This window comes from Salmonella sp. 32100201201700099SM (assembly GCF_017572645.1).
In the GTDB taxonomy this organism is placed as follows: Bacteria; Pseudomonadota; Gammaproteobacteria; order Enterobacterales; family Enterobacteriaceae; genus Salmonella; species Salmonella enterica.
In genome coordinates, this window is the sequence record NZ_JAGERQ010000002.1 from 1 (window position 1) to 24,908 (window position 24,908).

Consider the following 24,908-nt stretch of genomic DNA (forward strand, 5'->3'; position numbering starts at 1 on the left):
CAAATAAAACGAAGGGCCCTGTCGGAAGACAGGGCCTTTTGTTTTATCTGTGGTCTGTCGGTGAGCACTCTCCTGAGGAGGAGAAATCCGCCGGGAGCGGATTTGAACGTTGCGCAGCAACGGCCCGTAGGGTGGCGGGCAGGACGCCCGCCATAAACTGCCAGGCATCAGACAAGTGAAGAAGCCCGTTCTGACGGACGGGCTTCTTTGCGTGTGTGGTAACTGTAAAAATGTAGGCCTGATAAGCGCAGCGCCATCAGGCAACCTGCACCGCCGGATGGCAGCTTCGCCTTATCCGGCCTGCATGCACTTATCAGGCAGCACCGCTACTCACGGATAAATTAAATTCAACAATGGATACGGTTTCCCAAGATCGTCAACCTCCGAACGTCCTGTCACCTTAAATCCCATTTTCTTATAAAATCCAACAGCTTGTGTATTTTGCTCGTTAACATTGGTTGTCAACCCCGGCGCCAGTGTTAACGCATGTTCAACTAATCTCTTACCGATACCCTGACCACGCACGTCCGGATCGACAAACAGCGCATCCATATGTTCGCCGGTAAGCAGCATAAATCCTACCGGCTCATCCTGATCGGTCACGGCAACCCATAGTGGCGCTTCTGGCAGAAAATCGCTCACCAGCTCTTCCAGTTCGGCCCGATAAGCGTTTGACAGAAAATCGTGCGTGGCATCGACTGAGCGACGCCAGATCGCAATCAGTTTTTCCCCTTCCTCATGCCTTGAACGGCGAATGTTAATCATCATCTTCACTCCTTTTTTGCTTACTTCTATTCTAATGCAAATGCTGTCGTGAAACTTTCTCACCTTGAACTTGCAGACTCGACATTCGCCTGATTTCTGAGTATCTTCAGCTATCTGGATGTCTAAACGTTTAAACGTATGTCGTGAGGTTATCAGGTTATGCCGATTCGCGTGCTGGACGAGCTACCCGCCGTCAATTTTTTACGTGAGGAGAATGTCTTCGTCATGACGACTTCTCGCGCATCAGGTCAGGAAATTCGCCCGCTAAAGGTACTTATCCTTAACCTGATGCCGAAGAAGATTGAAACGGAAAATCAGTTTCTGCGTTTGCTATCGAACTCGCCATTGCAGGTCGATATTCAACTACTGCGGATAGATGCCCGCGAGTCGAGGAACACGCCAGCCGAGCATCTGAACAACTTTTACTGTAACTTCGACGATATCTGCGATCAGAACTTTGATGGGCTTATCGTGACCGGAGCGCCGCTGGGTCTGGTGGAATTTAATGACGTGGCTTACTGGCCGCAGATTAGGCAGGTGCTGGAATGGGCGAAAGATCACGTTACTTCGACGCTATTTGTCTGTTGGGCCGTTCAGGCCGCACTCAATATTCTGTATGGTATCCCTAAGCAGACCCGTACAGATAAACTTTCCGGCGTCTATGAACATCACATCCTTCATCCACATGCTCTGTTAACGCGTGGTTTTGATGATTCGTTTCTGGCGCCACACTCACGCTATGCCGATTTCCCGGCGGCGCTGATACGGGATTATACGGATCTTGAAATTCTGGCCGAAACAGAAGAAGGGGATGCGTACCTGTTTGCCAGCAAAGATAAACGTATTGCGTTTGTCACCGGTCATCCTGAATATGACGCTCATACGTTAGCGGGTGAATATTTTCGTGACGTTGAGGCCGGGTTAAATCCGGAGGTTCCGTACAACTATTTCCCAAAAAACGATCCGCAAAACATACCGCGCGCAACCTGGCGCAGCCACGGTAATTTACTGTTTACTAACTGGCTCAACTATTATGTCTACCAGATTACGCCATATGATCTGCGTCACATGAATCCAACCCTGGATTAATCTTCTGCTTCTGACGATCCTAAAGCGTTTCAGCATGTTGAATCAGGCACCTTCGGGTGTCTTTTTTATTTCCGAAACGCACCTCATCATGTAATTAAATTTAATTTACATTGTTATCAATAGGTTAATACATAATTAAATTAAAAATGGAAATTGTTTTTGATTTTGAAATTTAATTGAGTAGTCTTAGTTGTGTTGAACGAAAAGCGCACAGTGATCCTTCGTTCGCATTGGGGATGTATCTGGATCAACAACGAGGAGCTGCATGATGAATCCACAGGCAACCACAACTGATGAATTAACCTTTACCAGGCCGCAAGGCGAGCTGGAAAAGCAAGTCCTGACCGCTGAAGCAGTCGAGTTTTTGACGGAGTTAGTCACCCGTTTTACGCCAAAACGCAATAAACTCCTGGCTGCACGTATCCAGCAACAGCAGGATATTGATAACGGTAAGTTGCCTGATTTTATTTCGGAAACCACTTCCATTAGAGAAAGTAATTGGCAGATTCGTGGTATTCCGGCGGATTTACAGGATCGCCGAGTAGAAATTACCGGGCCAGTTGAACGTAAAATGGTGATTAATGCCCTGAACGCAAACGTGAAAGTGTTTATGGCGGATTTTGAAGACTCGCTGGCGCCGGACTGGAATAAAGTTATGGATGGTCAAATCAACCTGCGTGATGCGGTGAACGGCACCATTAGCTATACCAACGAAGCCGGAAAAATCTATCAGCTCAAGCCCGATCCGGCCGTATTGATTTGTCGTGTACGTGGTCTACATCTGCCAGAAAAACATGTTACCTGGCGGGGGGAAGCCATTCCCGGCAGCCTGTTTGATTTTGCTCTGTACTTTTTCCACAACTATAAAGCGCTGCTCGCTAAAGGTAGCGGCCCGTATTTTTACCTGCCGAAAACGCAAGCCTGGCAGGAAGCAGCCTGGTGGAGTGAAGTTTTCAGCTACGCCGAAGACCGCTTTAACCTGCCGCGCGGTACGATCAAAGCGACCCTGTTGATTGAAACGCTGCCGGCTGTTTTCCAGATGGATGAGATTCTTCATGCGCTGCGTGATCATATCGTCAGTCTCAACTGTGGTCGCTGGGATTATATTTTCAGCTATATCAAAACGTTGAAAAATCACCCGGATCGCGTCTTGCCGGACAGGCAGGTGGTAACGATGGACAAACCGTTTCTGAGCGCCTACTCGCGCCTGCTGATCAAAGCCTGTCACAAGCGCGGCGCGTTCGCGATGGGCGGTATGGCGGCGTTTATCCCGAGCAAAGACGTTGAACGCAACAATCAGGTCCTTGCCAAAGTGAAAGCGGATAAAGCGCTGGAAGCTAACAACGGCCATGACGGCACGTGGATTGCGCATCCCGGGTTGGCGGATACCGCAATGGCCGTCTTTAACGAGGTGCTGGGCGAGCACAAAAATCAGTTGTTCATTACCCGTGATGAAGATGCGCCAATTACCGCTGAGCAGTTACTGGAGCCATGTGAAGGCGAACGTACAGAAGCGGGAATGCGCGCCAATATTCGCGTGGCAGTGCAGTACATTGAAGCGTGGATCTCCGGCAATGGCTGTGTACCGATTTACGGTCTGATGGAGGATGCCGCGACGGCGGAAATCTCACGAACCTCTATCTGGCAGTGGATTCACCATGAGAAAACACTGAGCAATGGAAAACCCGTAACGAAAGCGCTTTTCCGCGAAATGTTGGCGGAAGAGATGCGGGTAATCCAGGACGAACTGGGCGAGCACCGCTACAGCAGCGGGCGCTTCGACGATGCCGCACGTCTGATGGAGCAAATCACCACCTCAGATGACTTAATCGACTTCCTCACCCTGCCGGGCTATCGCTTACTGGCTTAATTCACCACATAACAATATGGAGCATCTGCACATGAAAACCCGTACTCAACAAATCGAAGAATTACAGAAAGAGTGGACACAACCGCGCTGGGAAGGCATCACCCGCCCGTACAGCGCGGAGGAGGTGGTGAAATTACGCGGCTCGGTTAACCCGGAATGCACGCTGGCGCAGCTCGGCGCCGCGAAAATGTGGCGGCTGTTGCACGGTGAAGCGAAAAAAGGCTATATCAACAGCCTGGGCGCGCTGACTGGCGGTCAGGCGCTGCAGCAGGCGAAAGCCGGTATTGAGGCGATTTATCTTTCAGGCTGGCAGGTGGCGGCAGATGCCAACCTGGCATCCAGCATGTATCCGGATCAATCGTTGTACCCGGCAAACTCTGTTCCGGCGGTAGTGGATCGGATCAACAACACTTTCCGTCGTGCAGATCAGATCCAGTGGGCATCCGGTATTGAACCCAACGATCCGCGCTATGTGGATTACTTCCTGCCGATCGTTGCTGATGCGGAAGCCGGTTTTGGCGGCGTTCTGAATGCCTTCGAACTGATGAAATCGATGATTGAAGCCGGTGCAGCGGCCGTTCACTTCGAAGATCAGCTGGCGTCGGTGAAGAAATGCGGCCATATGGGCGGCAAGGTGCTGGTCCCCACGCAGGAGGCGATTCAGAAACTGGTTGCTGCGCGTCTGGCCGCTGATGTGATGGGCGTCCCGACGCTGGTGATTGCGCGTACTGATGCGGATGCGGCAGATCTGATCACCTCCGACTGCGATCCCTATGACAGCGGTTTCATTACCGGCGAACGCACCAGCGAAGGTTTCTACCGCACCCATGCGGGCATTGAGCAGGCGATCAGCCGCGGTCTGGCGTATGCCCCGTATGCCGATCTGGTGTGGTGCGAAACCTCTACGCCGGATCTCGAACTGGCGCGTCGTTTTGCCGATGCTATCCACGCGAAGTATCCGGGCAAACTGCTGGCCTATAACTGTTCGCCATCCTTCAACTGGCAGAAGAATCTGGACGACAAGACCATTGCCAGCTTCCAGCAGCAGTTGTCGGACATGGGTTACAAATACCAGTTTATTACCCTTGCGGGCATCCACAGCATGTGGTTCAACATGTTCGACCTGGCGCATGCATACGCTCAGGGCGAGGGCATGAAACACTATGTTGAGAAGGTTCAACAACCCGAGTTCGCCGCGGCGAAAGACGGCTATACCTTTGTTTCCCACCAGCAGGAAGTGGGTACTGGTTACTTCGACAAAGTCACCACCATTATTCAGGGCGGCGCGTCATCCGTTACCGCGTTAACGGGTTCCACCGAAGAATCGCAGTTTTGATTGATGCCCGGTGGCGCTGCGCTTACCGGGCCTACAGATAGCGTAGGCCGGATAAGCGAACGCGCCATCCGGCATGATGTGGTGCCGGATGAGGGAAAAAAATGCCGCGTGGCCTGGAATTACTGATTGCTCAAACCATCCTGCAAGGCTTTGACGCGCAGTATGGTCGATTTCTGGAAGTGACTTCCGGCGCGTAGCAGCGTTTTGAACAGGCCGACTGGCACGCCGTCCAGCAGGCGATGAAAAGCCGTATCCACCTCTATGATCATCATGTGGGTCTGGTGGTGGAACAACTGCGCTGTATTACCGATGGCAAAAGTACCGACGCGGATTTCCTTTTACGCGTTAAAGAGCATTACACCCGGCTGTTGCCGGATTACCCGCGCTTCGAGATTGCGGAGAGCTTTTTCAACTCCGTTTATTGCCGGTTATTTGACCACCGCTCGTTAACACCCGAGCGGTTGTTTATTTTCAGTTCGCAACCGGAGCGTCGCTTTCGTACTATCCCGCGCCCGCTGGCCAAAGATTTCTTTCCCGATCACGGTTGGGAGCCGCTGTTGATGCGCATACTCAGTGATTTACCGCTGCGTCTGCCCTGGCAGAATAAAAGCCGGGATATCCGCTATATTATCGCGCACCTGACTGAAACACTGGGCGAGGACGCGCTACCTCGCTGCCATGTCCAGGTGGCGAACGAGTTGTTTTACCGTAATAAAGCGGCCTGGCTGGTAGGTAAATTAACCACACCTGACGGTACGCTGCCGTTTTTATTGCCGATTCATCGCACTGATGAGGGGGAACTGTTTGTCGATACCTGCCTGACCACCACGGCAGAAGCGAGCATTGTGTTTGGTTTTGCCCGCTCTTATTTTATGGTGTATGCGCCGCTGCCTGCCGCGCTGGTTGAGTGGTTGCGTGAAATCCTGCCGGGTAAAACCACTGCCGAACTGTATATGGCGATTGGCTGCCAGAAACATGCGAAAACCGAAAGCTACCGCGAATATTTATGTTATCTGGCTGAAAGCGATGAGAAATTCATTGAGGCGCCTGGCATCCGCGGCATGGTGATGCTGGTGTTTACCCTGCCAGGTTTCGACCGGGTATTTAAAATCATTAAAGACAAATTCGCCCCGCAGAAAGAGATGTCTGCCGCCCATGTGCGTGCCTGTTATCAACTGGTAAAAGAGCATGATCGCGTCGGTCGTATGGCGGATACCCAGGAGTTTGAGAATTTCGTACTGGATAAACGGCAAATCGATCCGGCGCTGATGGCGCTGTTACGACAAGAAGCGCCAGAGAAGATTACCGATCTTGGGGAACATATCGTCATTCGCCATCTCTATATTGAACGTCGCATGGTGCCGCTCAATATCTGGCTGGAACAGGTAGAAGGCCAGCAGTTGCGCGATGCGATAGAAGAATATGGTAATGCGATTCGCCAGCTTGCCGCCGCTAATATTTTCCCCGGCGATATGTTGTTTAAAAACTTTGGCGTTACCCGTCATGGTCGCGTGGTGTTCTACGACTACGATGAAATTTGCTACATGACGGAAGTGAATTTCCGCGATATTCCGCCAGCGCGTTATCCGGAAGACGAACTGGCCAGCGAACCCTGGTATAGCGTCTCGCCGGGTGATGTTTTCCCGGAGGAGTTTCGCCACTGGCTGTGTGCCGATCCGCGTATCGGGCCATTGTTTGAAGAGATGCATGCCGACCTGTTTCGCGCCGATTACTGGCGCGCGCTACAGACGCGTATTAAAGAAGGGCATGTAGAAGATGTGTATGCCTATCGTCGCCGCCAGCGCTTTAGCGTGCGTTACGGCGCGATCTCAAGTACGGCGAACTCTTCGTAAACCAGTTCCATCTCCGGCGACCAATTACCCTCGCGCTCAAAAAAGGCCCGGTGTGCCGCTTGCCAGTACGCCAGGCTAAGATCGCCTTCGCCTTCCAGTGCGGCGAGATCGGCGCTCATCTCGTTAAAACGGATCAGCCTGAGCGCCAGCGTGCGTATGACGCACACGGCGTCGCCTGTGCCGTTGAGCACAATGTGATATGACCCGGGCGTGACAGGGGGTTGCTCTTTCTGATAGCTAACCAGCGAGCTACAGGTGCCACGCTTTTTACCGGCGACCACTAGCGCCGCCAGCTCGTCGGCCAGCGCCGGCGAATCACCGAAAGACCAACAGAAGGCCTGTGGGTACTTCTCCTGCCAGTATAATTTCAGGCTGCTCATTTCAGCGAGTTCCACCATAGGCCAGCGTCACCTCTTTCGCCGCTTTAATCACCATGGCGCCAAGTTCGGTGACGCGATCGTCGGTAATGCGTGAGCAGGGGCCGGAAATAGAGAGGGCCGCAAACGGTTCGCGGTGTTCGTCATAAATACACGAGGCCACGCAGCGCAGACCGAGCGCATGTTCTTCGTCGTCAAAGGAATAGCCGCGCTTGCGTGTTTGGGCGAGGTCATCTTTCAGATGCAGCGGCGACACCAGCGTCGCATGGGTATAAGCGTGCAACCCCTTGCGGTGCAGCAGACTGGTAACCTGTTCCTCACTGAGCTGTGATAAAAACGCCTTGCCCGCGCCAGAGGCGTGCATGGGCAGCTTGCCGCCGATCGGCGCGGACATACGCATCAGCTGCGTACACTGCACCTGATCGATAATAATGGCCTGATGGTCGCTCTGGTCGAGTACGGCAAGGTTTACCGTTTCGCCGGAGTCCTCCATCAGCTTGCGCAAAATCGGATGGACAATCGCCAGCAGATTACGGCTCTGTAAGAAGCTGCTACCGACGATAAACGCGTGTGCGCCTACGGCCCAGTGGCCCAGCTCACCAACCTGGCGGACAAAACCCTGTTGCTGCATGGTGGTGAGTAGACGGTGAGTCGTGGAATTAGGCAAACCCGCCTGTTGCGCCAGTTCGGTCAGCGCGACGCTGCCGTTGGACTCGGCAATCCACTCCAGTAGCTTCAGACCGCGAGTTAAAGACTGAACCTGCCCGGTTACGGGTGCAGTGGTAGCGGCAGGTTTTCTCCCGCGTTTCGTGGGAACAGGGGCAACCATGGCAGACTCCTTTTTCTGTATCGTGGAAATCATTTTCGTTTTATTCAATTATAATGCAAGAGTTCCTGAACTGATCGGATGAGTGACATCACAGGATGCCCGATGGCGCTTCGCTTATCAGGTCTACGCTTTGGGAGCTGCCAAAGTAATTTGTAGGCTGGATAAGGCGCTTGCGCCGCCATCCGGCAAAGCGACAGAAGTGGGTGGCAAGCTGAACATGTCTCATGTTGCCCGTTGTTCTCTTTTCCGCCAGCACGCTTTGTGCCAGTATGGCTCGTTACGTGGAGCGTTGTCGGGAGCGAGTGTGAGCAGCAAAGTTGAACAACTGCGTGCGCAGTTAAATGAACGTATTCTGGTGCTGGACGGCGGTATGGGCACCATGATCCAGAGCTATCGTCTACATGAAGAAGATTTCCGCGGGGAGCGCTTTGCCGACTGGCCCTGCGACCTGAAAGGCAACAATGACCTGCTGGTACTCAGCAAGCCGGAGGTGATCGCCGCTATCCACAACGCCTACTTTGAGGCTGGCGCGGATATCATCGAAACCAACACCTTTAACTCGACAACCATTGCGATGGCGGATTACCGGATGGAATCCCTGTCGGCGGAAATTAACTATGCGGCGGCCAAACTGGCGCGCGCCTGCGCCGATGAATGGACGGCGCGAACACCAGAAAAACCACGCTTTGTTGCGGGCGTGCTTGGTCCAACTAACCGCACGGCCTCCATTTCGCCGGACGTCAACGACCCGGCGTTTCGTAATATCACCTTCGATCAGCTGGTGGCGGCCTACCGTGAATCCACTAAAGCGCTGGTGGAAGGTGGCGTAGATCTGATTCTGATTGAGACCGTCTTTGACACCCTGAATGCGAAAGCGGCGGTGTTTGCGGTGAAAGAAGAGTTTGAAGCGCTGGGCGTTGATCTGCCGATCATGATTTCCGGCACCATCACCGACGCCTCTGGCCATACGCTTTCCGGCCAGACGACCGAAGCCTTTTATAACTCGCTGCGCCACGCCGAAGCGCTCACTTTTGGCCTTAACTGCGCGCTGGGGCCAGATGAACTGCGCCAGTACGTCCAGGAACTGTCGCGGATTGCCGAATGCTACGTCACCGCGCACCCGAACGCCGGCCTGCCGAACGCTTTCGGCGAGTACGACCTCGACGCCGACACCATGGCGAAACAGATTCGCGAATGGGCGGAAGCGGGCTTCCTGAATATCGTTGGCGGCTGCTGTGGCACTACGCCGGAGCATATCGCCGCCATGAGCCGCGCCGTTGCCGGTTTGCCGCCGCGCCAGCTGCCGGATATCCCGGTCGCCTGCCGCCTTTCCGGCCTGGAGCCGCTGAACATTGGCGACGATAGCCTGTTTGTCAACGTCGGCGAACGTACTAACGTCACCGGCTCGGCCAAATTTAAGCGCCTGATCAAAGAAGAGAAATACAGCGAAGCGCTGGATGTCGCCCGTCAGCAGGTAGAAAGCGGCGCGCAGATTATTGATATCAATATGGATGAGGGGATGCTCGACGCCGAAGCGGCGATGGTGCGTTTCCTCAGCCTGATTGCCGGTGAGCCGGACATTGCCCGTGTACCAATCATGATTGACTCCTCCAAATGGGAGGTTATCGAAAAAGGGCTGAAGTGCATTCAGGGTAAAGGCATCGTCAACTCTATTTCGATGAAAGAGGGCGTGGAAGCCTTTATTCATCATGCGAAGTTGCTACGTCGCTATGGCGCCGCAGTGGTGGTCATGGCTTTTGATGAGCAGGGGCAGGCCGATACCCGCGAGCGTAAAATCAAAATTTGCCGCCGAGCCTACAAAATTTTGACCGAAGAGGTGGGTTTCCCGCCGGAAGATATCATCTTCGACCCGAATATCTTCGCCGTGGCGACCGGTATTGAAGAGCACAACAACTACGCGCAGGACTTTATCGGCGCTTGCGAAGATATTAAACGCGAGTTGCCGCACGCGCTGATCTCCGGCGGTGTGTCTAACGTGTCCTTCTCGTTCCGCGGCAACGACCCGGTACGTGAGGCTATCCACGCGGTATTCCTCTACTACGCCATCCGCAACGGCATGGACATGGGCATCGTCAACGCCGGACAGCTGGCTATCTACGACGACCTGCCTGCCGAACTGCGCGATGCAGTTGAAGATGTCATTCTTAACCGTCGCGATGACGGCACCGAGCGTTTGCTGGAACTGGCCGAGAAATACCGCGGCAGCAAAACCGACGAAGCTGCCAACGCCCAGCAGGCGGAATGGCGTAGCTGGGACGTGAAAAAGCGTCTCGAATACTCGCTGGTGAAAGGCATTACCGAGTTTATCGAACAGGATACCGAAGAAGCCCGCCAGCAGGCCGCCCGCCCGATTGAGGTGATTGAAGGGCCGCTGATGGACGGCATGAACGTGGTCGGCGACCTGTTCGGCGAAGGGAAAATGTTCCTGCCGCAGGTGGTGAAATCCGCCCGCGTGATGAAACAAGCGGTGGCCTACCTGGAGCCGTTTATTGAAGCCAGCAAAGAAAAAGGCTCCAGCAACGGCAAGATGGTCATCGCCACCGTGAAGGGCGATGTGCACGACATTGGCAAGAACATCGTTGGCGTGGTGCTGCAATGCAACAACTACGAAATCGTCGATCTTGGCGTGATGGTGCCTGCGGAGAAAATCCTCAAAACGGCGAAAGAGGTGAACGCGGACCTGATCGGCCTCTCCGGCCTGATTACGCCGTCGCTGGATGAAATGGTCAACGTGGCAAAAGAGATGGAGCGTCAGGGCCTTACCATCCCACTGCTTATTGGCGGCGCGACAACGTCGAAAGCGCACACGGCGGTGAAAATCGAGCAGAACTACAGCGGTCCGACGGTCTACGTGCAGAATGCTTCGCGTACCGTGGGCGTGGTGGCGGCGCTACTCTCCGACAACCAGCGCGATGACTTTGTCGCCCGTACCCGCAAAGAGTACGAAACCGTGCGTATTCAGCACGCCCGCAAAAAACCGCGTACGCCGCCGGTCACGCTGGAAGCGGCGCGCGATAATGATCTGGCGTTCGATTGGGAACGCTACACCCCGCCGGTAGCCCACCGTCTGGGCGTGCAGGAGGTGGAAGCCAGCATCGAAACTCTGCGCAACTACATCGACTGGACGCCGTTCTTTATGACCTGGTCGCTGGCCGGCAAATACCCGCGCATTCTGGAAGATGAGGTGGTGGGCGTTGAGGCGCAGCGTCTGTTTAAAGACGCCAATGATATGCTGGATAAACTGAGCGCCGAGAAACTGTTGAATCCGCGTGGCGTGGTGGGCCTGTTCCCGGCGAACCGTGTGGGTGACGACATCGAAATTTATCGCGACGAAACCCGTACTCATGTTCTGACGGTCAGCCACCACCTGCGCCAGCAGACCGAGAAAGTCGGTTTTGCCAACTACTGTCTGGCGGATTTTGTCGCGCCGAAACTGAGCGGCAAAGCGGATTACATCGGTGCTTTCGCGGTGACCGGCGGTCTGGAGGAGGATGCGCTGGCGGACGCCTTCGAAGCGCAACACGACGACTATAACAAGATCATGGTGAAAGCGATTGCCGACCGTCTGGCGGAAGCGTTTGCCGAGTATCTGCATGAGCGTGTACGTAAGGTTTACTGGGGATATGCGCCGAACGAGAGCCTGAGTAACGACGAATTAATCCGCGAAAACTACCAGGGGATTCGCCCGGCGCCGGGTTATCCTGCCTGCCCGGAACATACCGAAAAAGGCACTATCTGGCAGCTACTGGATGTCGAAAAACACACCGGGATGAAGCTCACCGAATCTTTCGCCATGTGGCCTGGCGCGTCGGTCTCCGGCTGGTACTTCAGCCATCCTGAGAGCAAATACTTCGCGGTAGCGCAGATCCAACGCGATCAGGTGACAGATTATGCTTTCCGTAAAGGAATGAGCGTTGAGGACGTTGAGCGGTGGCTGGCGCCGAACCTGGGTTACGATGCGGACTGATTCATAAAATCGTCACTTTTCCTTACAACATACAAGGCACTCATTGGGTGCCTTGTCTCTTTCTTACAATTAAACCCTTATACTGAAGGAAGGCTCTACGCTGAATTTGTCGGATGGCGGCGTAAACGCCTTATCCAGCATACCGTATTACGTATGGTAAGCCCGGTGGCGTGCAACGCCAGCAGGCCTTAACGCTGTGCGCCATCAGGCAATTTATCGCAAGTGAGCTTCAGGAAAACGTATAACGATAAGGAGAACCTGACGCCGTGTTAACTTTGCTCCATCTACTTTCTGCCGTTGCGCTGTTGGTATGGGGAACACATATCGTTCGTACTGGCGTAATGCGCGTGTTTGGCGCGCGTCTACGCACTGTCCTCAGCCGCAGCGTGGAAAAGAAACCGCTCGCCTTTTGTGCGGGTATCGGTGTTACCGCGCTGGTACAAAGCAGTAACGCCACCACTTTATTGGTAACGTCGTTTGTCGCCCAGGATCTTGTCGCCCTGACGCCAGCTCTGGTGATTGTGCTGGGCGCTGATGTGGGTACTGCGCTAATGGCGCGTATTCTCACCTTTGATTTGTCGTGGCTGTCGCCGCTGCTGATTTTTATCGGCGTGATTTTCTTTTTAGGACGTAAGCAGTCCCGCGCCGGGCAGCTTGGTCGCGTCGGTATCGGGCTTGGCCTGATTCTACTGGCGCTGGAGCTGATTGTGCAGGCAGTGACGCCGATCACTCAGGCTAATGGCGTGCAGGTCATTTTCGCGTCGCTGACGGGCGACATTATGCTGGATGCGCTGATTGGCGCGATGTTCGCTATTATCAGTTATTCCAGCCTGGCGGCGGTGTTGCTGACGGCGACCCTGACGGCGGCGGGGATTATATCGTTCCCGGTGGCGTTGTGCCTGGTCATCGGCGCCAATCTGGGATCGGGGCTGCTGGCGATGCTCAATAACAGCGCCGCCAATGCTGCCGCGCGTCGCGTAGCGCTCGGCAGCCTATTGTTCAAATTGATCGGCAGCCTGGTCATCCTGCCGTTTGTCCATCCGCTGGCGAATCTGATGGATGAGCTATCGCTACCGAAGTCAGAGCTGGTGATCTATTTCCACGTTTTCTATAACCTGGTGCGCTGCCTGGCGATGGTGCCATTTGCCGAGCTGATGGCGCGTTTTTGTAAACGGATTATTCGTGATGAGCCTGAACTGGATACCCATCTGAAGCCGAAACATCTGGATGTCAGCGCGCTGGATACGCCAACGCTGGCGCTGGCTAATGCTGCCCGCGAGGTGTTGCGCATTGGCGATGCGATGGAACAGATGATGGAAGGGCTAAAAAAGGTCATGCACGGCGAGCCGCGTGAAGAGAAAGCGCTGCGCAAGCTGGCGGATGACGTTAACGTGCTCTACACCGCGATTAAGCTTTATCTGGCGCGAATGCCAAAAGACGAGCTGGCAGCGGAGGAGTCCCGCCGGTGGGCGGAGATTATTGAGATGGCCCTGAACCTCGAACAGGCGTCGGATATTATCGAGCGAATGGGCAGCGAGATTGCCGACAAGTCGCTGGCGGCGCGTCGGGCATTTTCAGAAGAAGGATTGAAAGAGCTGGATGCGCTTTACGATCAACTGCTCAGTAATCTGCAACTGGCGATGTCGGTCTTTTTCTCCGGCGATGTCACCAGCGCCCGTCGGTTGCGCCGCAGTAAACATCGCTTCCGTATACTTAATCGCCGATACTCACATGCGCATGTCGACCGCCTGCACCAGCAGAACGTGCAAAGCATTGAAACCAGCTCGCTCCATTTAGGGCTGCTGGGCGATATGAAGCGTCTTAACTCACTGTTCTGTTCGGTCGCCTATAGCGTACTGGAACAGCCGGATCAGGACGAGGAACGGGGCGAGTATTAAGTGAAATGCCGGATGGCGGGGCCTACGGAGAACATGCGTGTAGGCCCGCCATTCGGCATTCAATGTGGCCAGGGATTAAAAGCGATGACCCGCTTCCAGCGCCACGGCCTCTTCGCCCGCTTTAAACACCCAGGTGGTATTCGGGCCGCCGAGAACCGCCTGGCCGTTGCTCACCTGAATCCAGTTACCTTCCGGCAAACCAATCACTGTCAGTTCCGGCGCGACCACCAGCAGTTCGCGAATACGCTGCTCGCGGGTCTCGCCCTTATGACCTTCCGGCAAGGCGTTAGTGAAGTGAGGATTAATTTGCAGCGGGAACAGATCCAGCGCGTCGAAACCGTTTGGATCGACGATCGGCATATCGTTGGTCGTGCGGATAGTCGGGCAGGCAAGGTTGGCGCCCGCGCTCCAGCCGATATACAGCGCGCCGCGTTTTACCCTGTCCGCCACCGGCGCCAGCAGCTCGCGTTCACGCGATTCTTTCAGTAGCTGGAAGGTATTTCCGCCGCCGACAATAATGATTTCCGCTTTCTCAATCGCCGCAAGCGGATCGGCGACACGATGAATCCCTGTGACGTTTATCCCTAATGGCGCAAGCACCTCTGCGGTTTTATCCGTGTACTCGTCCCATGTTTGCGTGACGCCGGCAAACGGAATAAACACGGCTGAGCGTCGACCGTTCAATTGATTCGCTATCAGCGGCAGAGCGTGTTCCAGCCAGGCTTTACCCGGCAGCGTCGAGTTACTTAATAAAAGCAGTTCCATTACTTCTCCACCTCATCAGGAAATGTCAAAACGTAATAATGCTACCATTATCCATTTAATGTCTTACTGATATGGCTCATGATGTTACGCGTGTCACAGGCAAAGCGCGGTTGCTAAAAGTGACGACAGGCCAGATCTGCCATCTGGTATCGCCTGAAAAATTACAGGTATAATCCGCAAAATTATTTAACACGTTTAGAGACGAAAATGGCAAAACTGACCTTACAAGAGCAACTGCTACAAGCGGGATTAGTGACCAGCAAAAAAATGGCCAAAGTCCAACGCACGGCTAAAAAACCACGCGTTCAGGCTCGTGAGGCCAGAGAAGCGGTGGAAGAAAATAAAAAGGCGCAACTTGAGCGTGATAAACAACTCAGTGAACAGCAAAAACAAGCGGTTTTAGCGAAAGAGTTTAAAGCTCAGGTTAAGCAACTTATTGAAATGAATAGAATCAATGTATCTAAAGGCAATATTGGTTTTAACTTCACCGATAATAACGTCATCAAAAAAATAGACGTGGATAAGCTCACTCAGACGCAACTGATTAATGGGCGTCTCGCGATTGCGCGTCTGGTTATCAATAACAGCGGTGAATGTGAATATGCGATTATTCCCGCGAGCGTCGCCGATAAAATCGCACAACGAGATGCGGACAGTATTGTCGTAAACAGTGCGCTGAGTCAGGAAGAGCAGGACGAAGATGATCCGTATGCCGATTTTAAAGTTCCTGACGATTTGATGTGGTAAGTCACATTCCCGACGTTTATGTAGAAAAATTTCTCAGAGAGTAAATATGCTGACCGACACATCTACCCGGCTTAATAAATATATCAGTGAAAGCGGCATCTGTTCGCGTCGCGAGGCGGACCGTTTTATCGAACAGGGCAATGTTTTTATCAACGGCAAACGCGCCGCCATTGGCGATCAGGTAGTCGCAGGGGATATTGTTAAAGTAAATGGTCGGTTGATTGAGCCGCGAGAAGCGGATGATTTAGTGCTGATTGCGCTGAATAAACCGGTTGGCATTGTCAGTACCACTGAAGACGGCGAACGCGACAATATTGTCGATTTTGTGAACCACAGCAAACGTATCTTCCCGATTGGTCGTCTGGATAAAGACTCGCAGGGGCTGATATTTCTGACTAACCACGGCGATCTGGTCAATAAGATTCTGCGTGCCGGTAACGATCACGAAAAAGAGTATCTGGTGACGGTGGATAAACCGATTACCGACGAGTTTATTCGCGGTATGGGCGCTGGCGTGCCGATTCTGGGTACCGTCACCAAAAAATGTAAGGTGAAAAAAGAGGCGCCGTTTGTCTTTCGCATCACCCTGGTGCAGGGATTAAACCGTCAGATCCGTCGTATGTGTGAATACTTTGGTTATGAAGTGACGAAACTGGAGCGTACGCGCATTATGAACGTCAGCCTGAGCGGGATTCCGCTGGGTGAGTGGCGCGATTTGACGGACGATGAGCTGATCGATCTGTTTAAATTGATTGAGCGTTCCTCTTCCGAAGCCAAACCAAAGGCCAAAGCGAAGCCGAAGACCACGGGTATTAAGCGACCGGTCGTTGCGATCGAAAAAAGCAATGAGAAAGCGCGCCCGGCATCAAGCGGTAAGCGCTTTACCTCGCCGGGACGAAAGAAGAAAGGACGTTAACGTCTGCCGCGCGTCGGCGTATTCGCCGACCAAGAGAATGACGCTTCCGTATCGGGTTTATACGCCTGCTTTTTCTTCAACTGGCGGGCTTTTTTCGCTTCAGCCTCACGCAGCGCCATCAGCTTATCGATGTACTCCTTTTTTACGCTGTTGGTCTCAGAATTGGTCAGCGGACGCCCGTGCGCAATACGGGCGCGGTCCAGCAACGTTTTCAGTTCGCGCTGTTCGCGCTCGGTCATCTCTTTTTGGGTAATGCGGGGGAGTGCCATACGGGTGCCCTCAGTTAGCCGATGCATTTAGTCTACGGCAATACGCAACGGGCGGATAGCGCTCAGTCAGCAATCCGCAGCTTTCCGGCGAAATCCTGTGGTGTATAACCCGTTGACGTAAATCCTTTATCCGTGATGATGTTATCGATTTCTTTTACGCTTGCGATGCACATCACACCGTCCTGACCAAATTTGGTATGGTCGGCGAGAATCACTGATTTTTTGCTCATCGCAATCATGGCTTTGGCAACGTAGGCTTCTTCAAAGCTCTTCACCAATACGCCATGCTGGGGAGAAATGCCGCCAGCGCCAATAAAACAGATATTCGCGTGAATCGCGTTAATCTGCTGACACACCGAGACGCCGAGGTTGGCGCGAAAATGGTAATCATATTCGCCGCCTAATACATACACGCGGGCCTGCGGGTTATGCTCTTTAATTTTATCGGCAATCAGTGCTGAATTGGTAATCACGGAAAAAGCGAGAGGCGGTAATTGCTCGGCCAGAATAAGGTTAGTTGTACAGGAGTCAATAAACAATGTATCCCGTTCACTGACCATTTCGGCGGCAAGTTTGCCAATCGCTATTTTCTCTTCGCGATGCGCCTCTATTCTTGCGCTAAACGCATCCTCCTGGACAACTTGCTTTTTGACCGCGCCCCCATGAATCTTAGTGATTTTGCCTTCTGATTCCAGTAAGGAGAGATCGCGACGAATGGTTTCCGAGGTGACGTTGAGCATTTCCGATAATTTAATAACGGTGACTTCACCGAATTTGTTTAATTCATCAAGAATATGTTTTCGTCTTTTAATTGGATTCATTATCTTTCGCCGCCGTCAACCTTTGGCGCATGGTAACTGGATGCGTAAGGCAACGCAACCACTCCAACGCATGGACGATACCCTCCTCATCATTCGTGGCAGTCACATAGCCGGCCTGCCGCTTTACTGCATCCGGCGCGTTGCCCATTGCGATGCTGATTCCGGCGGCGGCAAACATGCTGACATCATTCTGCTGATCGCCAATCACGACCACCTTGTCAGAAGATATATTTAAATAATGAATTAATTGTTCTATTATGCACCCTTTATTTACATCGGTTCTTTGAATATCAATATAATTTTCTCCCGTGACGACCGCATAATATCCATAAGGCAGGTGATTATTCACTTCTGTACACAGTGTATCTATCTCCGAAGATGCGGCAACAAGGGTAATTTTATATGTATCGCGACGATTAAAGATATTTTCTGTAGTTTCAGTTATAAGCGGCAACCCAAATAAGCGGGCTTCATATGTTGTCCAGGGCGCAATCAGTCTATCGTCACGATGGTGAATTGCTTCGGCGCTAAAAAAATGGTGGTGATAGCGGGAAAGAGAAATATGCTGGTCAATATTCCACAGATCTGTGGCGGACAACGGAGCAGCATGAATAATGCGCTGCCCCGCCATCTCCAGCAGGTGTCCGCAGTTAAAACCGGCGCACCAGCTAAACAACGTATCAACCTGTTGCTGGCGTAGCAGGCGTACCATTGAGGAGACCGGTCTGGCGGAACATGCCGCCAGCAGATCACCGTCCTGGCGGAACGCAATCAGTGCCCGGCGCGTGCGCGGGCTGATTGTTTTCTGCGAGGTGAGTAATGTTCCATCCAGATCGGTGATTAACAACATCTCTCGTTCCCTGATATCAATGAACAATAAACGGCGTAACGGCTTCTTTGGCGGCGTTGCACACCATGTTGTCGATAGCCGTACCGACCACCAGAATATTGACCCCGGTATCTTTAAACGCTTTCGCGTTGGCGAGGTTAATCCCGCCTTCCGCCAGCGTCGGAACATCCACCGCGCCGACCAACGCTCGCAGGCGATCTTTAATCATCTGCGGGATATCGCCTGCCGCTACGCCTTCATAGCTCATGCCGGTCATCAGACCAATCATATCCACGCCGATATCCTGCATCCGCTTCGCCACGCTGGCGACCTCTTCCGGCGTGCGCGCAGGAATACCGAAAGTATGCAGATCGTCAGGATGGCCAATGTAGGCATCGACGGTCAGACCATATTGATGGGCGAGATTAACGATGTCCTGCAGATCGTCCCAGTCGGATTTATGCGTATGTAAACCGTCGGCTCCAGCGCGGGCAATCTCCAGAATTTCCTTTTCGCTGAGCGGCACCGGTAAGGTTTCGGTAAAACCGCCGGCGATACCAACGGTGATAAAAATATCGTCCGGGACCACATTACGCACACCGTGTACGGCCTCAGCCATCTGGCTATTGGTGATTTCGTGACGAATCTGCTCCGCCGCGTGCATGTTGCTCACGCCTTTGTGTCCACGCGCCAGCGCCAACGCAGGGTGGTTCGGCTCCAGCAGCTTAACGCCAGCCTCACACACGGCTTTCGCCAGACGCGCATCGTCTCCGGTTATTCCTGTGCTGAGGATAGTTTGCCCACCGTGAAGCGTGATGGCTTCTTTCACTTTCTGTAACGCTTTGGCGCGTTTTTTATTCATATCGCCTTTAAACATGGTGTACCTCTGGTGTTGGTGCATTAATTAACGGCTGTCGTTGTTGATTCGCTCTGTACGACAGGTTTGAAACGGTTAGCAATAATGGTGGTAAGGCAGGTCATCGCCATTGTGGCAATCATTACGATGGCCATCTGGAGCGCATTGCTGGATAAGAACGGTGAGGCGAAAGCCGGAACATAGGCCACGCCTTTGACGTTAAAAAAGCCCAGCATCATGCCGCCCATCCCGGCCCAAAAAATGGCGGAGCCAAAAACAATTTTGTTGGCGAACATGAAGGGATAGGCGGATTCAACAAAGGTGCCAAAACCCAGGTTAATGAGTAGACCCGGCGTAGCAACGGCAGCTTCGCTTTTTTCACGCGGGGCGATCACATTGGCAAGGTTAATACCTGCGGCCACCATCACCAGACCGACCATATCGACCGCGCCGAGGAAGCTGACGCCGGATTTTTCCATCTCCAGTAGCACCAACGGCAGGATCACCGCGTGATAGACGCCGCCGAGAATGGCAGGCCAGATAACCAGACCAGCCAGCAGCCCGGCAAGAATTGGGCTGAATGCCAGCGTGCTTTCGATAGCCAGTTTGATGTAATTACCCGCAGATAGCGCCAGCGGACTCAGCAGATAGTGCATGATTAACCCAGCGGCAAGGCCCGATATTCCACCGGCGACGATGTTGACGGTAGTCATTGGGAAGCGCCAGTTCAGGCACAGCTCGAACAGCCAACGGACGAAAATCCCCGCCATTACACCGCCGATAATGCCGCCGATCAGTCCGCCCTCTACGGAAAGCACGCCAGCGACGACCCCGGCCACAATTGAAACTTCATCCAGTTCGGAAATCTGTTTTGCCGCCAGTACCGCGACTAACACTGGCAGACCTTTTAATAAGATTTCAAAGATATCGTTAAGTTTTTCCAGTCCTGGTATGTGGCTCAGGGCGAGTACAATTGCCATGGCGATAAAGCCTGGTAGCGCAGGGATCATGATGCTACGAATGTTAAAACGTTTGAGCAGGCTTTTTCCGGAACCGCTCTGCGAGGGCGAAGCGCTACCCAACTGTGGTTTGTACTTGATACCCCAATGTTTACATAGTGACGCCACGAAGGAGACGGCGCGGGTACGGCTGGTGGTGCCGGTTGTTCCGGAGGTCGCGACCACATTCGCCCCCTTTGCCGCCACCAGCGCCATGGAGGTTCCCCCGGTGCCGACAATCGGTGTTTTCATCTCAACGGCGGCGGCAAAAACGGCCTGGTTCGCCTTTACCGGATCGGCGCTCATTACCACGATCCCATCGATCTCACCGCGGCGGATCATCTCAGCGATTCGGCGATCGCTTTCTGCTACCGGGGTGTTTACCTCCGAAAGTTTGCCCTGAAATATGCGCTGTGGTTTTTGTTGGTTTTCTGTGGTTAATGCATAAACCGATGCCGGGGTATCCGGTTTGGCGACGTCCATCGAGGCTTCTGCCGCGATAAACTGTACGGCGGCCACATTCACGCCCGCAGCCTCACACTGCTGATAAATCTCCTGGAGTAACTTCTCTGGCTCGGCGCCACCCAGGTTGTAGAGGTTGCCTCCACTGCTTCCAATAATCGCAATTTTTTTCATAGCGGCCTCAAATAGGGTAAGGGGGTTATCTGTGTTGTAGTGCAATCATAATTCCAACTAAAACAAAATAAAGCAACAATGAAAAAGTGCTTTTATACCAAACGATCTCAATTTTTAAAGGTAAGTTATTAAAATATAATGATCAATTTGTGTTTTTGCTTTATGTTGTTTTGTGTGGTTTTGTGACGAGGTTCAAAATGAGGAGGGCATAAATAGGGGAAAGCTGCCCATATTGATGGGACGAGCAGGGTGTTACAGATTCCTGCCTTCTGTAATTGGCTTTCTGGAGCAGTATTCCGCCGGCAGTGCCTGACGTGGGAACCGCCGGATAAGGCGCTTGCGCCGTTATCCGGCAGCGTATTGTCTGATAGCGCTCACCCGCTGTCGTGTCAGGGCGATTATTCAAATAAGTTCTGATGTAGCTTTTGCACCACTTTCTCGGCATCGTCTCCCGGCACGAGGAAGCACAGATTGTGGCTGGAGGCGCCGTAACAAATCATGCGAATGTTGAACGGTTCCAGGACGCCAAACACTTCTTTACCAACACCGCAGGCTTTTGACAGGTTGTTGCCAATCAGCGCGACCAGCGCCAGTCCTTCTTCGACTTCGACCCGACACAGCGCGGAAAGCCCCATCAATAAGGATTGGGTCAGTAACGTATCGCCCGTGGAGGTGGAGCCGGTAGTATCCAGCGTCAGCGCAACGCTCACCTCCGAAGTGGTAATCAGATCTACCGAAATATTATGCCGCGCCAGAATGCCGAACACCTCTGCCAGGAAACCTCGTGAGTGCAGCATATTCAGGCTGTGCAGCGTCAATAGCGTTTGATTGCGGCGCAGCGCCAGCGCGCGGAACAGCGGCGGGTTTTGGGTTTTATTGCACACCAGCGTACCGCCCGCTTGCGGATCTTTACTGGAGCCAACGAAGACCGGGATATCGCTGCGCACGGCCGGGAGTAAGGTGGCTGGATGCAGTACTTTTGCGCCGAAGGTTGCCATCTCCGCCGCTTCTTCAAAGTCGATTTCATCAATTCGCTGCGCGACGGGCACCACGCGCGGGTCGGTGGTGTAAATACCGGGCACATCTGTCCAGATATCAACCCGCGCGGCATGGAGCGCTTCAGCCAGCAACGCTGCCGTATAGTCGCTGCCGCCGCGGCCTAACGTCGTGGTGCGGCCTTTGCTTTCACTGCCGATAAAACCCTGAGTAATGACCAAAGTTTCGCTCAGGCGCGGGAGCAACTGCTGCGCGGCCAGTTCCGCAAGCGCTGCGACGTCCGGTTCCGCACGACCAAAGCGATCGCTGGTACGCATCACTTTGCGCACGTCGAACCAGTGGGCCTGTACGTCGCGTTCACGCAGGATCTCAACAAATAGCAGGGTAGACATTAGCTCGCCGTGGCTGACCAGTTCATCGGTCAGGGCTGCCGATGTCGCCAGCGATGCCGCCTCCGCCAGAATAGTGATGTTTTCCAGCAGGCGTTCAATCTCTTCGCGAATGACATTCGGATGACGCAGACGATCAAGGATATCGAACTGGATTTTACGGATGGCGTCGAGCGTAGCGAAACGTTCGCCGGGCTCCATCCCTTCGGCCAGCGCCACCAGCAGATTAGTGATGCCGGCAGACGCGGAAAGCACGACTAAACGAACATTGGCGTCGGAAAGTACGATATCCGCGCTACGGTTCATGGCGTCAAAATCGGCGACGCTGGTACCGCCAAATTTGGAAACAACGATCTCTGTCATATCAACCTCGTGTCAGGAAATGAAAAACGCGACCATGGCACAAGGGCAGAACAGAAACCGGTGCAGGCGCAAATGCAAGTAACGTATTTATAAATAAAAGTTGTGGCCTGGACTGTCAACGTTGGGATTATGCGGATTTTTTATGCTGAGTTTAGGCTCAGTAACAGCGCTTATAACCCCGATACCCATTTGCCGCCTTTCTGCACCTCGAATTATTTAGGGTATATACTTTTTATCCTCATTCGACAGTGCCTGGGGCAACGGCACTAAAACAATCACACTTTTCTGTGACTGGCGTTACAATCGATCCCAGTCACAATTCTCAAATCAGAAGAGTATTGCTAATGAAAAACATCAATCCAACGCAGACTTCTGCCTGGCAGGCGCTCCAGAAACACTACGATGAAATGAAAGACGTTACGATCGCTGAGCTTTTCGCGAACGATAGCGACCGTTTCGCTAAATTTTCCGCGACGTTTGACGATCTGATGCTGGTGGATTTCTCCAAAAACCGCATCACCGAAGAGACGCTGGCAAAATTACAGGATCTGGCGAAAGAGACCGATCTGGCCGGCGCGATTAAATCCATGTTCTCCGGCGAGAAGATCAACCGCACCGAAGACCGCGCCGTGCTGCACGTGGCGCTGCGTAACCGTAGCAATACGCCGATCATTGTGGACGGCAAAGATGTGATGCCGGAAGTGAACGCCGTGCTTGAGAAAATGAAAACTTTCTCGCAAGCGATTATCTCCGGTCAGTGGAAAGGCTACACCGGTAAGGCCATCACCGACGTGGTGAACATCGGTATCGGCGGTTCCGACCTCGGCCCGTTCATGGTGACCGAAGTGCTGCGTCCGTATAAAAATCATCTGACTATGCACTTCGTCTCTAACGTTGATGGCACGCACATCGCTGAAGTGCTGAAAAAAGTGAACCCGGAAACGACTCTGTTCCTGGTGGCGTCGAAAACCTTCACTACGCAGGAAACCATGACCAACGCCCACAGCGCGCGCGACTGGTTCCTGAAAACTGCAGGCGATGAAAAACACGTGGCGAAACACTTTGCTGCGCTCTCCACCAACGCCAAAGCGGTCGGCGAATTTGGTATCGACACGGCCAATATGTTCGAGTTCTGGGACTGGGTCGGTGGTCGTTACTCGCTGTGGTCTGCCATCGGGCTGTCCATTATTCTGTCCGTCGGTTTCGACAACTTTGTCGAGCTGCTTTCCGGCGCGCACGCGATGGACAAGCATTTCTCCACCACTCCGGCGGAGAAAAACCTACCCATTCTGCTGGCGTTGATTGGCATCTGGTACAACAATTTCTTCGGCGCGGAAACCGAAGCCATTCTGCCGTATGACCAGTATATGCACCGTTTCGCCGCCTACTTCCAGCAGGGTAACATGGAATCCAACGGTAAATACGTTGACCGTAACGGCAACGCCGTGGATTACCAGACAGGCCCAATTATCTGGGGCGAACCAGGCACCAACGGTCAGCACGCGTTTTATCAATTGATTCACCAGGGTACTAAAATGGTGCCGTGTGATTTTATCGCCCCGGCTATCACCCATAACCCGCTATCCGATCATCATCAGAAGCTGCTGTCTAACTTCTTCGCGCAGACCGAAGCGCTGGCGTTTGGCAAATCCCGCGAGGTGGTTGAGCAGGAATATCGCGATCAGGGGAAAGATCCGGCGCAGCTTGAACACGTTGTGCCATTCAAAGTGTTTGAAGGCAACCGCCCGACCAACTCTATCCTGCTGCGCGAAATTACGCCGTTCAGCCTGGGCGCGCTGATTGCGTTGTATGAGCATAAAATCTTTACGCAGGGCGTCATCCTGAACATCTTTACTTTCGACCAGTGGGGCGTTGAGTTGGGTAAACAGTTGGCTAACCGTATTCTGCCGGAGCTGGGCGATGATAAAGCTATTTCGTCCCATGATAGCTCTACTAACGGTCTGATTAACCGTTATAAAGCCTGGCGCGCCTGATGGCGCTGCGCTTATCCGGTCTACGTAATGCATAGCGTCTGTAGGCCGGATAAGGCGTTTCGCCGCCATCCGGCAAAAAGAGAATAAGATAATAAAAAGGCCGATATTCACATCGGCTTTTTTTATAAGATAATTCCGCTTGTCCGTCTTTATCCCCACAATTTTATATTGAGCTTAATCCTAAAATAAGCAATAACCAGAAAATCACTCTGCGTTATTTTCAGATTATACGGATTCCTTTGTGTTTTTATGTAATTCTAACTTATTGATTTGATTTACTTGTTAATTAAATAGAGGATGTGTTTTTTCTTTAAAGTTTAATTA

The 24,908-nt window shown here is 53.0% G+C and carries 19 protein-coding genes and 1 pseudogene; 10 read left to right on the forward strand and 10 right to left on the reverse strand.

The features are described 5' to 3' along the window. Positions 1-330: 330 nt before the first annotated feature. On the reverse strand, positions 331-768 hold the full coding sequence (locus J4685_RS03430) for an acetyltransferase (RefSeq protein ID WP_000973248.1): 438 nt from the start codon (positions 766-768) through the stop codon (positions 331-333). A 156-nt stretch (positions 769-924) separates the two neighbouring features. Here J4685_RS03430 and metA point away from each other — a divergent pair, with 156 nt between their 5' ends. The 4 genes and pseudogenes from metA (at position 925) to aceK (ending at position 6,913) form a co-directional block, all read left to right on the forward strand. After that, positions 925-1,854, forward strand: a complete 930-nt coding sequence (gene metA, locus J4685_RS03435) for a homoserine O-succinyltransferase (protein ID WP_001122767.1) — start codon at positions 925-927, stop codon at positions 1,852-1,854. A gap of 268 nt (positions 1,855-2,122) precedes the next feature. Next, a complete protein-coding gene (gene aceB, locus J4685_RS03440) occupies positions 2,123-3,724 on the forward strand; it encodes a malate synthase A (protein WP_001069379.1) in 1,602 nt (533 codons plus the stop codon). Between the two features lie 31 nt (positions 3,725-3,755). After that, complete coding sequence (gene aceA / locus J4685_RS03445) at positions 3,756-5,060, forward strand: isocitrate lyase (RefSeq protein ID WP_000857882.1); 1,305 nt, start codon at positions 3,756-3,758, stop codon at positions 5,058-5,060. A 101-nt stretch (positions 5,061-5,161) separates the two neighbouring features. Next, positions 5,162-6,913: pseudogene (gene aceK / locus J4685_RS03450) on the forward strand (bifunctional isocitrate dehydrogenase kinase/phosphatase). On the opposite strand, the gene J4685_RS03455 reads toward aceK, so the two are convergent. After that, positions 6,877-7,284, reverse strand: a complete 408-nt coding sequence (locus J4685_RS03455; RefSeq protein WP_010989091.1) for an ASCH domain-containing protein — start codon at positions 7,282-7,284, stop codon at positions 6,877-6,879. The pseudogene aceK and the gene J4685_RS03455 sit on opposite strands and share 37 nt — an antisense overlap. A gap of 10 nt (positions 7,285-7,294) precedes the next feature. Next, positions 7,295-8,119: a glyoxylate bypass operon transcriptional repressor IclR gene (iclR, locus tag J4685_RS03460; RefSeq protein ID WP_000226436.1), complete on the reverse strand. Its 825-nt coding sequence runs from the start codon at positions 8,117-8,119 to the stop codon at positions 7,295-7,297. 304 nt (positions 8,120-8,423) lie between these two features. On the opposite strand from iclR, the gene metH reads away from it, so the two are divergent. Together metH and J4685_RS03470 are read left to right on the forward strand one after the other, a co-directional pair. Beyond that, the gene (gene metH, locus J4685_RS03465; RefSeq protein WP_000095971.1) at positions 8,424-12,107 is read left to right on the forward strand and encodes a methionine synthase; all 3,684 of its coding nucleotides are present in this window, start codon (positions 8,424-8,426) and stop codon (positions 12,105-12,107) included. A 266-nt stretch (positions 12,108-12,373) separates the two neighbouring features. Continuing rightward, positions 12,374-14,005, forward strand: a complete 1,632-nt coding sequence (locus J4685_RS03470; protein WP_000956811.1) for a Na/Pi cotransporter family protein — start codon at positions 12,374-12,376, stop codon at positions 14,003-14,005. 75 nt (positions 14,006-14,080) lie between these two features. Here J4685_RS03470 and pepE read toward each other — a convergent pair whose 3' ends face one another. Beyond that, positions 14,081-14,770, reverse strand: coding sequence for a dipeptidase PepE (gene pepE / locus J4685_RS03475; protein WP_000421773.1), 690 nt, complete (start codon positions 14,768-14,770; stop codon positions 14,081-14,083). Between the two features lie 71 nt (positions 14,771-14,841). Between pepE and J4685_RS03480 the strand changes: the two genes are divergently transcribed. From J4685_RS03480 to rluF, 3 genes are read left to right on the forward strand one after another with little or no spacing between them, the layout of a single operon-like run. Beyond that, complete coding sequence (locus J4685_RS03480) at positions 14,842-14,943, forward strand: hypothetical protein (RefSeq protein WP_001584020.1); 102 nt, start codon at positions 14,842-14,844, stop codon at positions 14,941-14,943. 34 nt (positions 14,944-14,977) lie between these two features. Beyond that, a complete protein-coding gene (locus J4685_RS03485; RefSeq protein ID WP_001096720.1) occupies positions 14,978-15,517 on the forward strand; it encodes a DUF2058 domain-containing protein in 540 nt (179 codons plus the stop codon). Between the two features lie 46 nt (positions 15,518-15,563). Then, positions 15,564-16,433, forward strand: a complete 870-nt coding sequence (gene rluF / locus J4685_RS03490; RefSeq protein ID WP_000954610.1) for a 23S rRNA pseudouridine(2604) synthase RluF — start codon at positions 15,564-15,566, stop codon at positions 16,431-16,433. Here rluF and J4685_RS03495 read toward each other — a convergent pair. The 6 genes from J4685_RS03495 to lysC form a co-directional block, all read right to left on the reverse strand. After that, complete coding sequence (locus tag J4685_RS03495) at positions 16,430-16,702, reverse strand: DUF3811 domain-containing protein (RefSeq protein ID WP_001207628.1); 273 nt, start codon at positions 16,700-16,702, stop codon at positions 16,430-16,432. The two genes, rluF and J4685_RS03495, sit on opposite strands and share 4 nt — an antisense overlap. Positions 16,703-16,764: 62 nt before the next feature. Beyond that, positions 16,765-17,523: a DeoR/GlpR family DNA-binding transcription regulator gene (locus J4685_RS03500; protein WP_001068173.1), complete on the reverse strand. Its 759-nt coding sequence runs from the start codon at positions 17,521-17,523 to the stop codon at positions 16,765-16,767. Next, entirely contained in the window at positions 17,510-18,373 is an 864-nt protein-coding gene (locus J4685_RS03505; RefSeq protein WP_000924657.1) for a Cof-type HAD-IIB family hydrolase, read from the reverse strand. Before J4685_RS03505 ends, J4685_RS03500 begins: the two co-directional genes overlap by 14 nt. Before the next feature lie 16 nt (positions 18,374-18,389). After that, positions 18,390-19,229 carry a hypothetical protein gene (locus J4685_RS03510; protein WP_000472330.1) on the reverse strand — a complete coding sequence of 280 codons (840 nt, stop codon included), beginning with the start codon at positions 19,227-19,229 and terminating at the stop codon, positions 18,390-18,392. Between the two features lie 23 nt (positions 19,230-19,252). Continuing rightward, positions 19,253-20,842 carry a hypothetical protein gene (locus J4685_RS03515; RefSeq protein ID WP_000716845.1) on the reverse strand — a complete coding sequence of 530 codons (1,590 nt, stop codon included), beginning with the start codon at positions 20,840-20,842 and terminating at the stop codon, positions 19,253-19,255. 398 nt (positions 20,843-21,240) lie between these two features. Beyond that, on the reverse strand, positions 21,241-22,590 hold the full coding sequence (gene lysC / locus J4685_RS03520; protein WP_000136396.1) for a lysine-sensitive aspartokinase 3: 1,350 nt from the start codon (positions 22,588-22,590) through the stop codon (positions 21,241-21,243). A 344-nt stretch (positions 22,591-22,934) separates the two neighbouring features. Between lysC and pgi the strand changes: the two genes are divergently transcribed. Then, positions 22,935-24,584: a glucose-6-phosphate isomerase gene (pgi, locus tag J4685_RS03525; protein WP_000790041.1), complete on the forward strand. Its 1,650-nt coding sequence runs from the start codon at positions 22,935-22,937 to the stop codon at positions 24,582-24,584. Positions 24,585-24,908 lie beyond the last annotated feature (324 nt).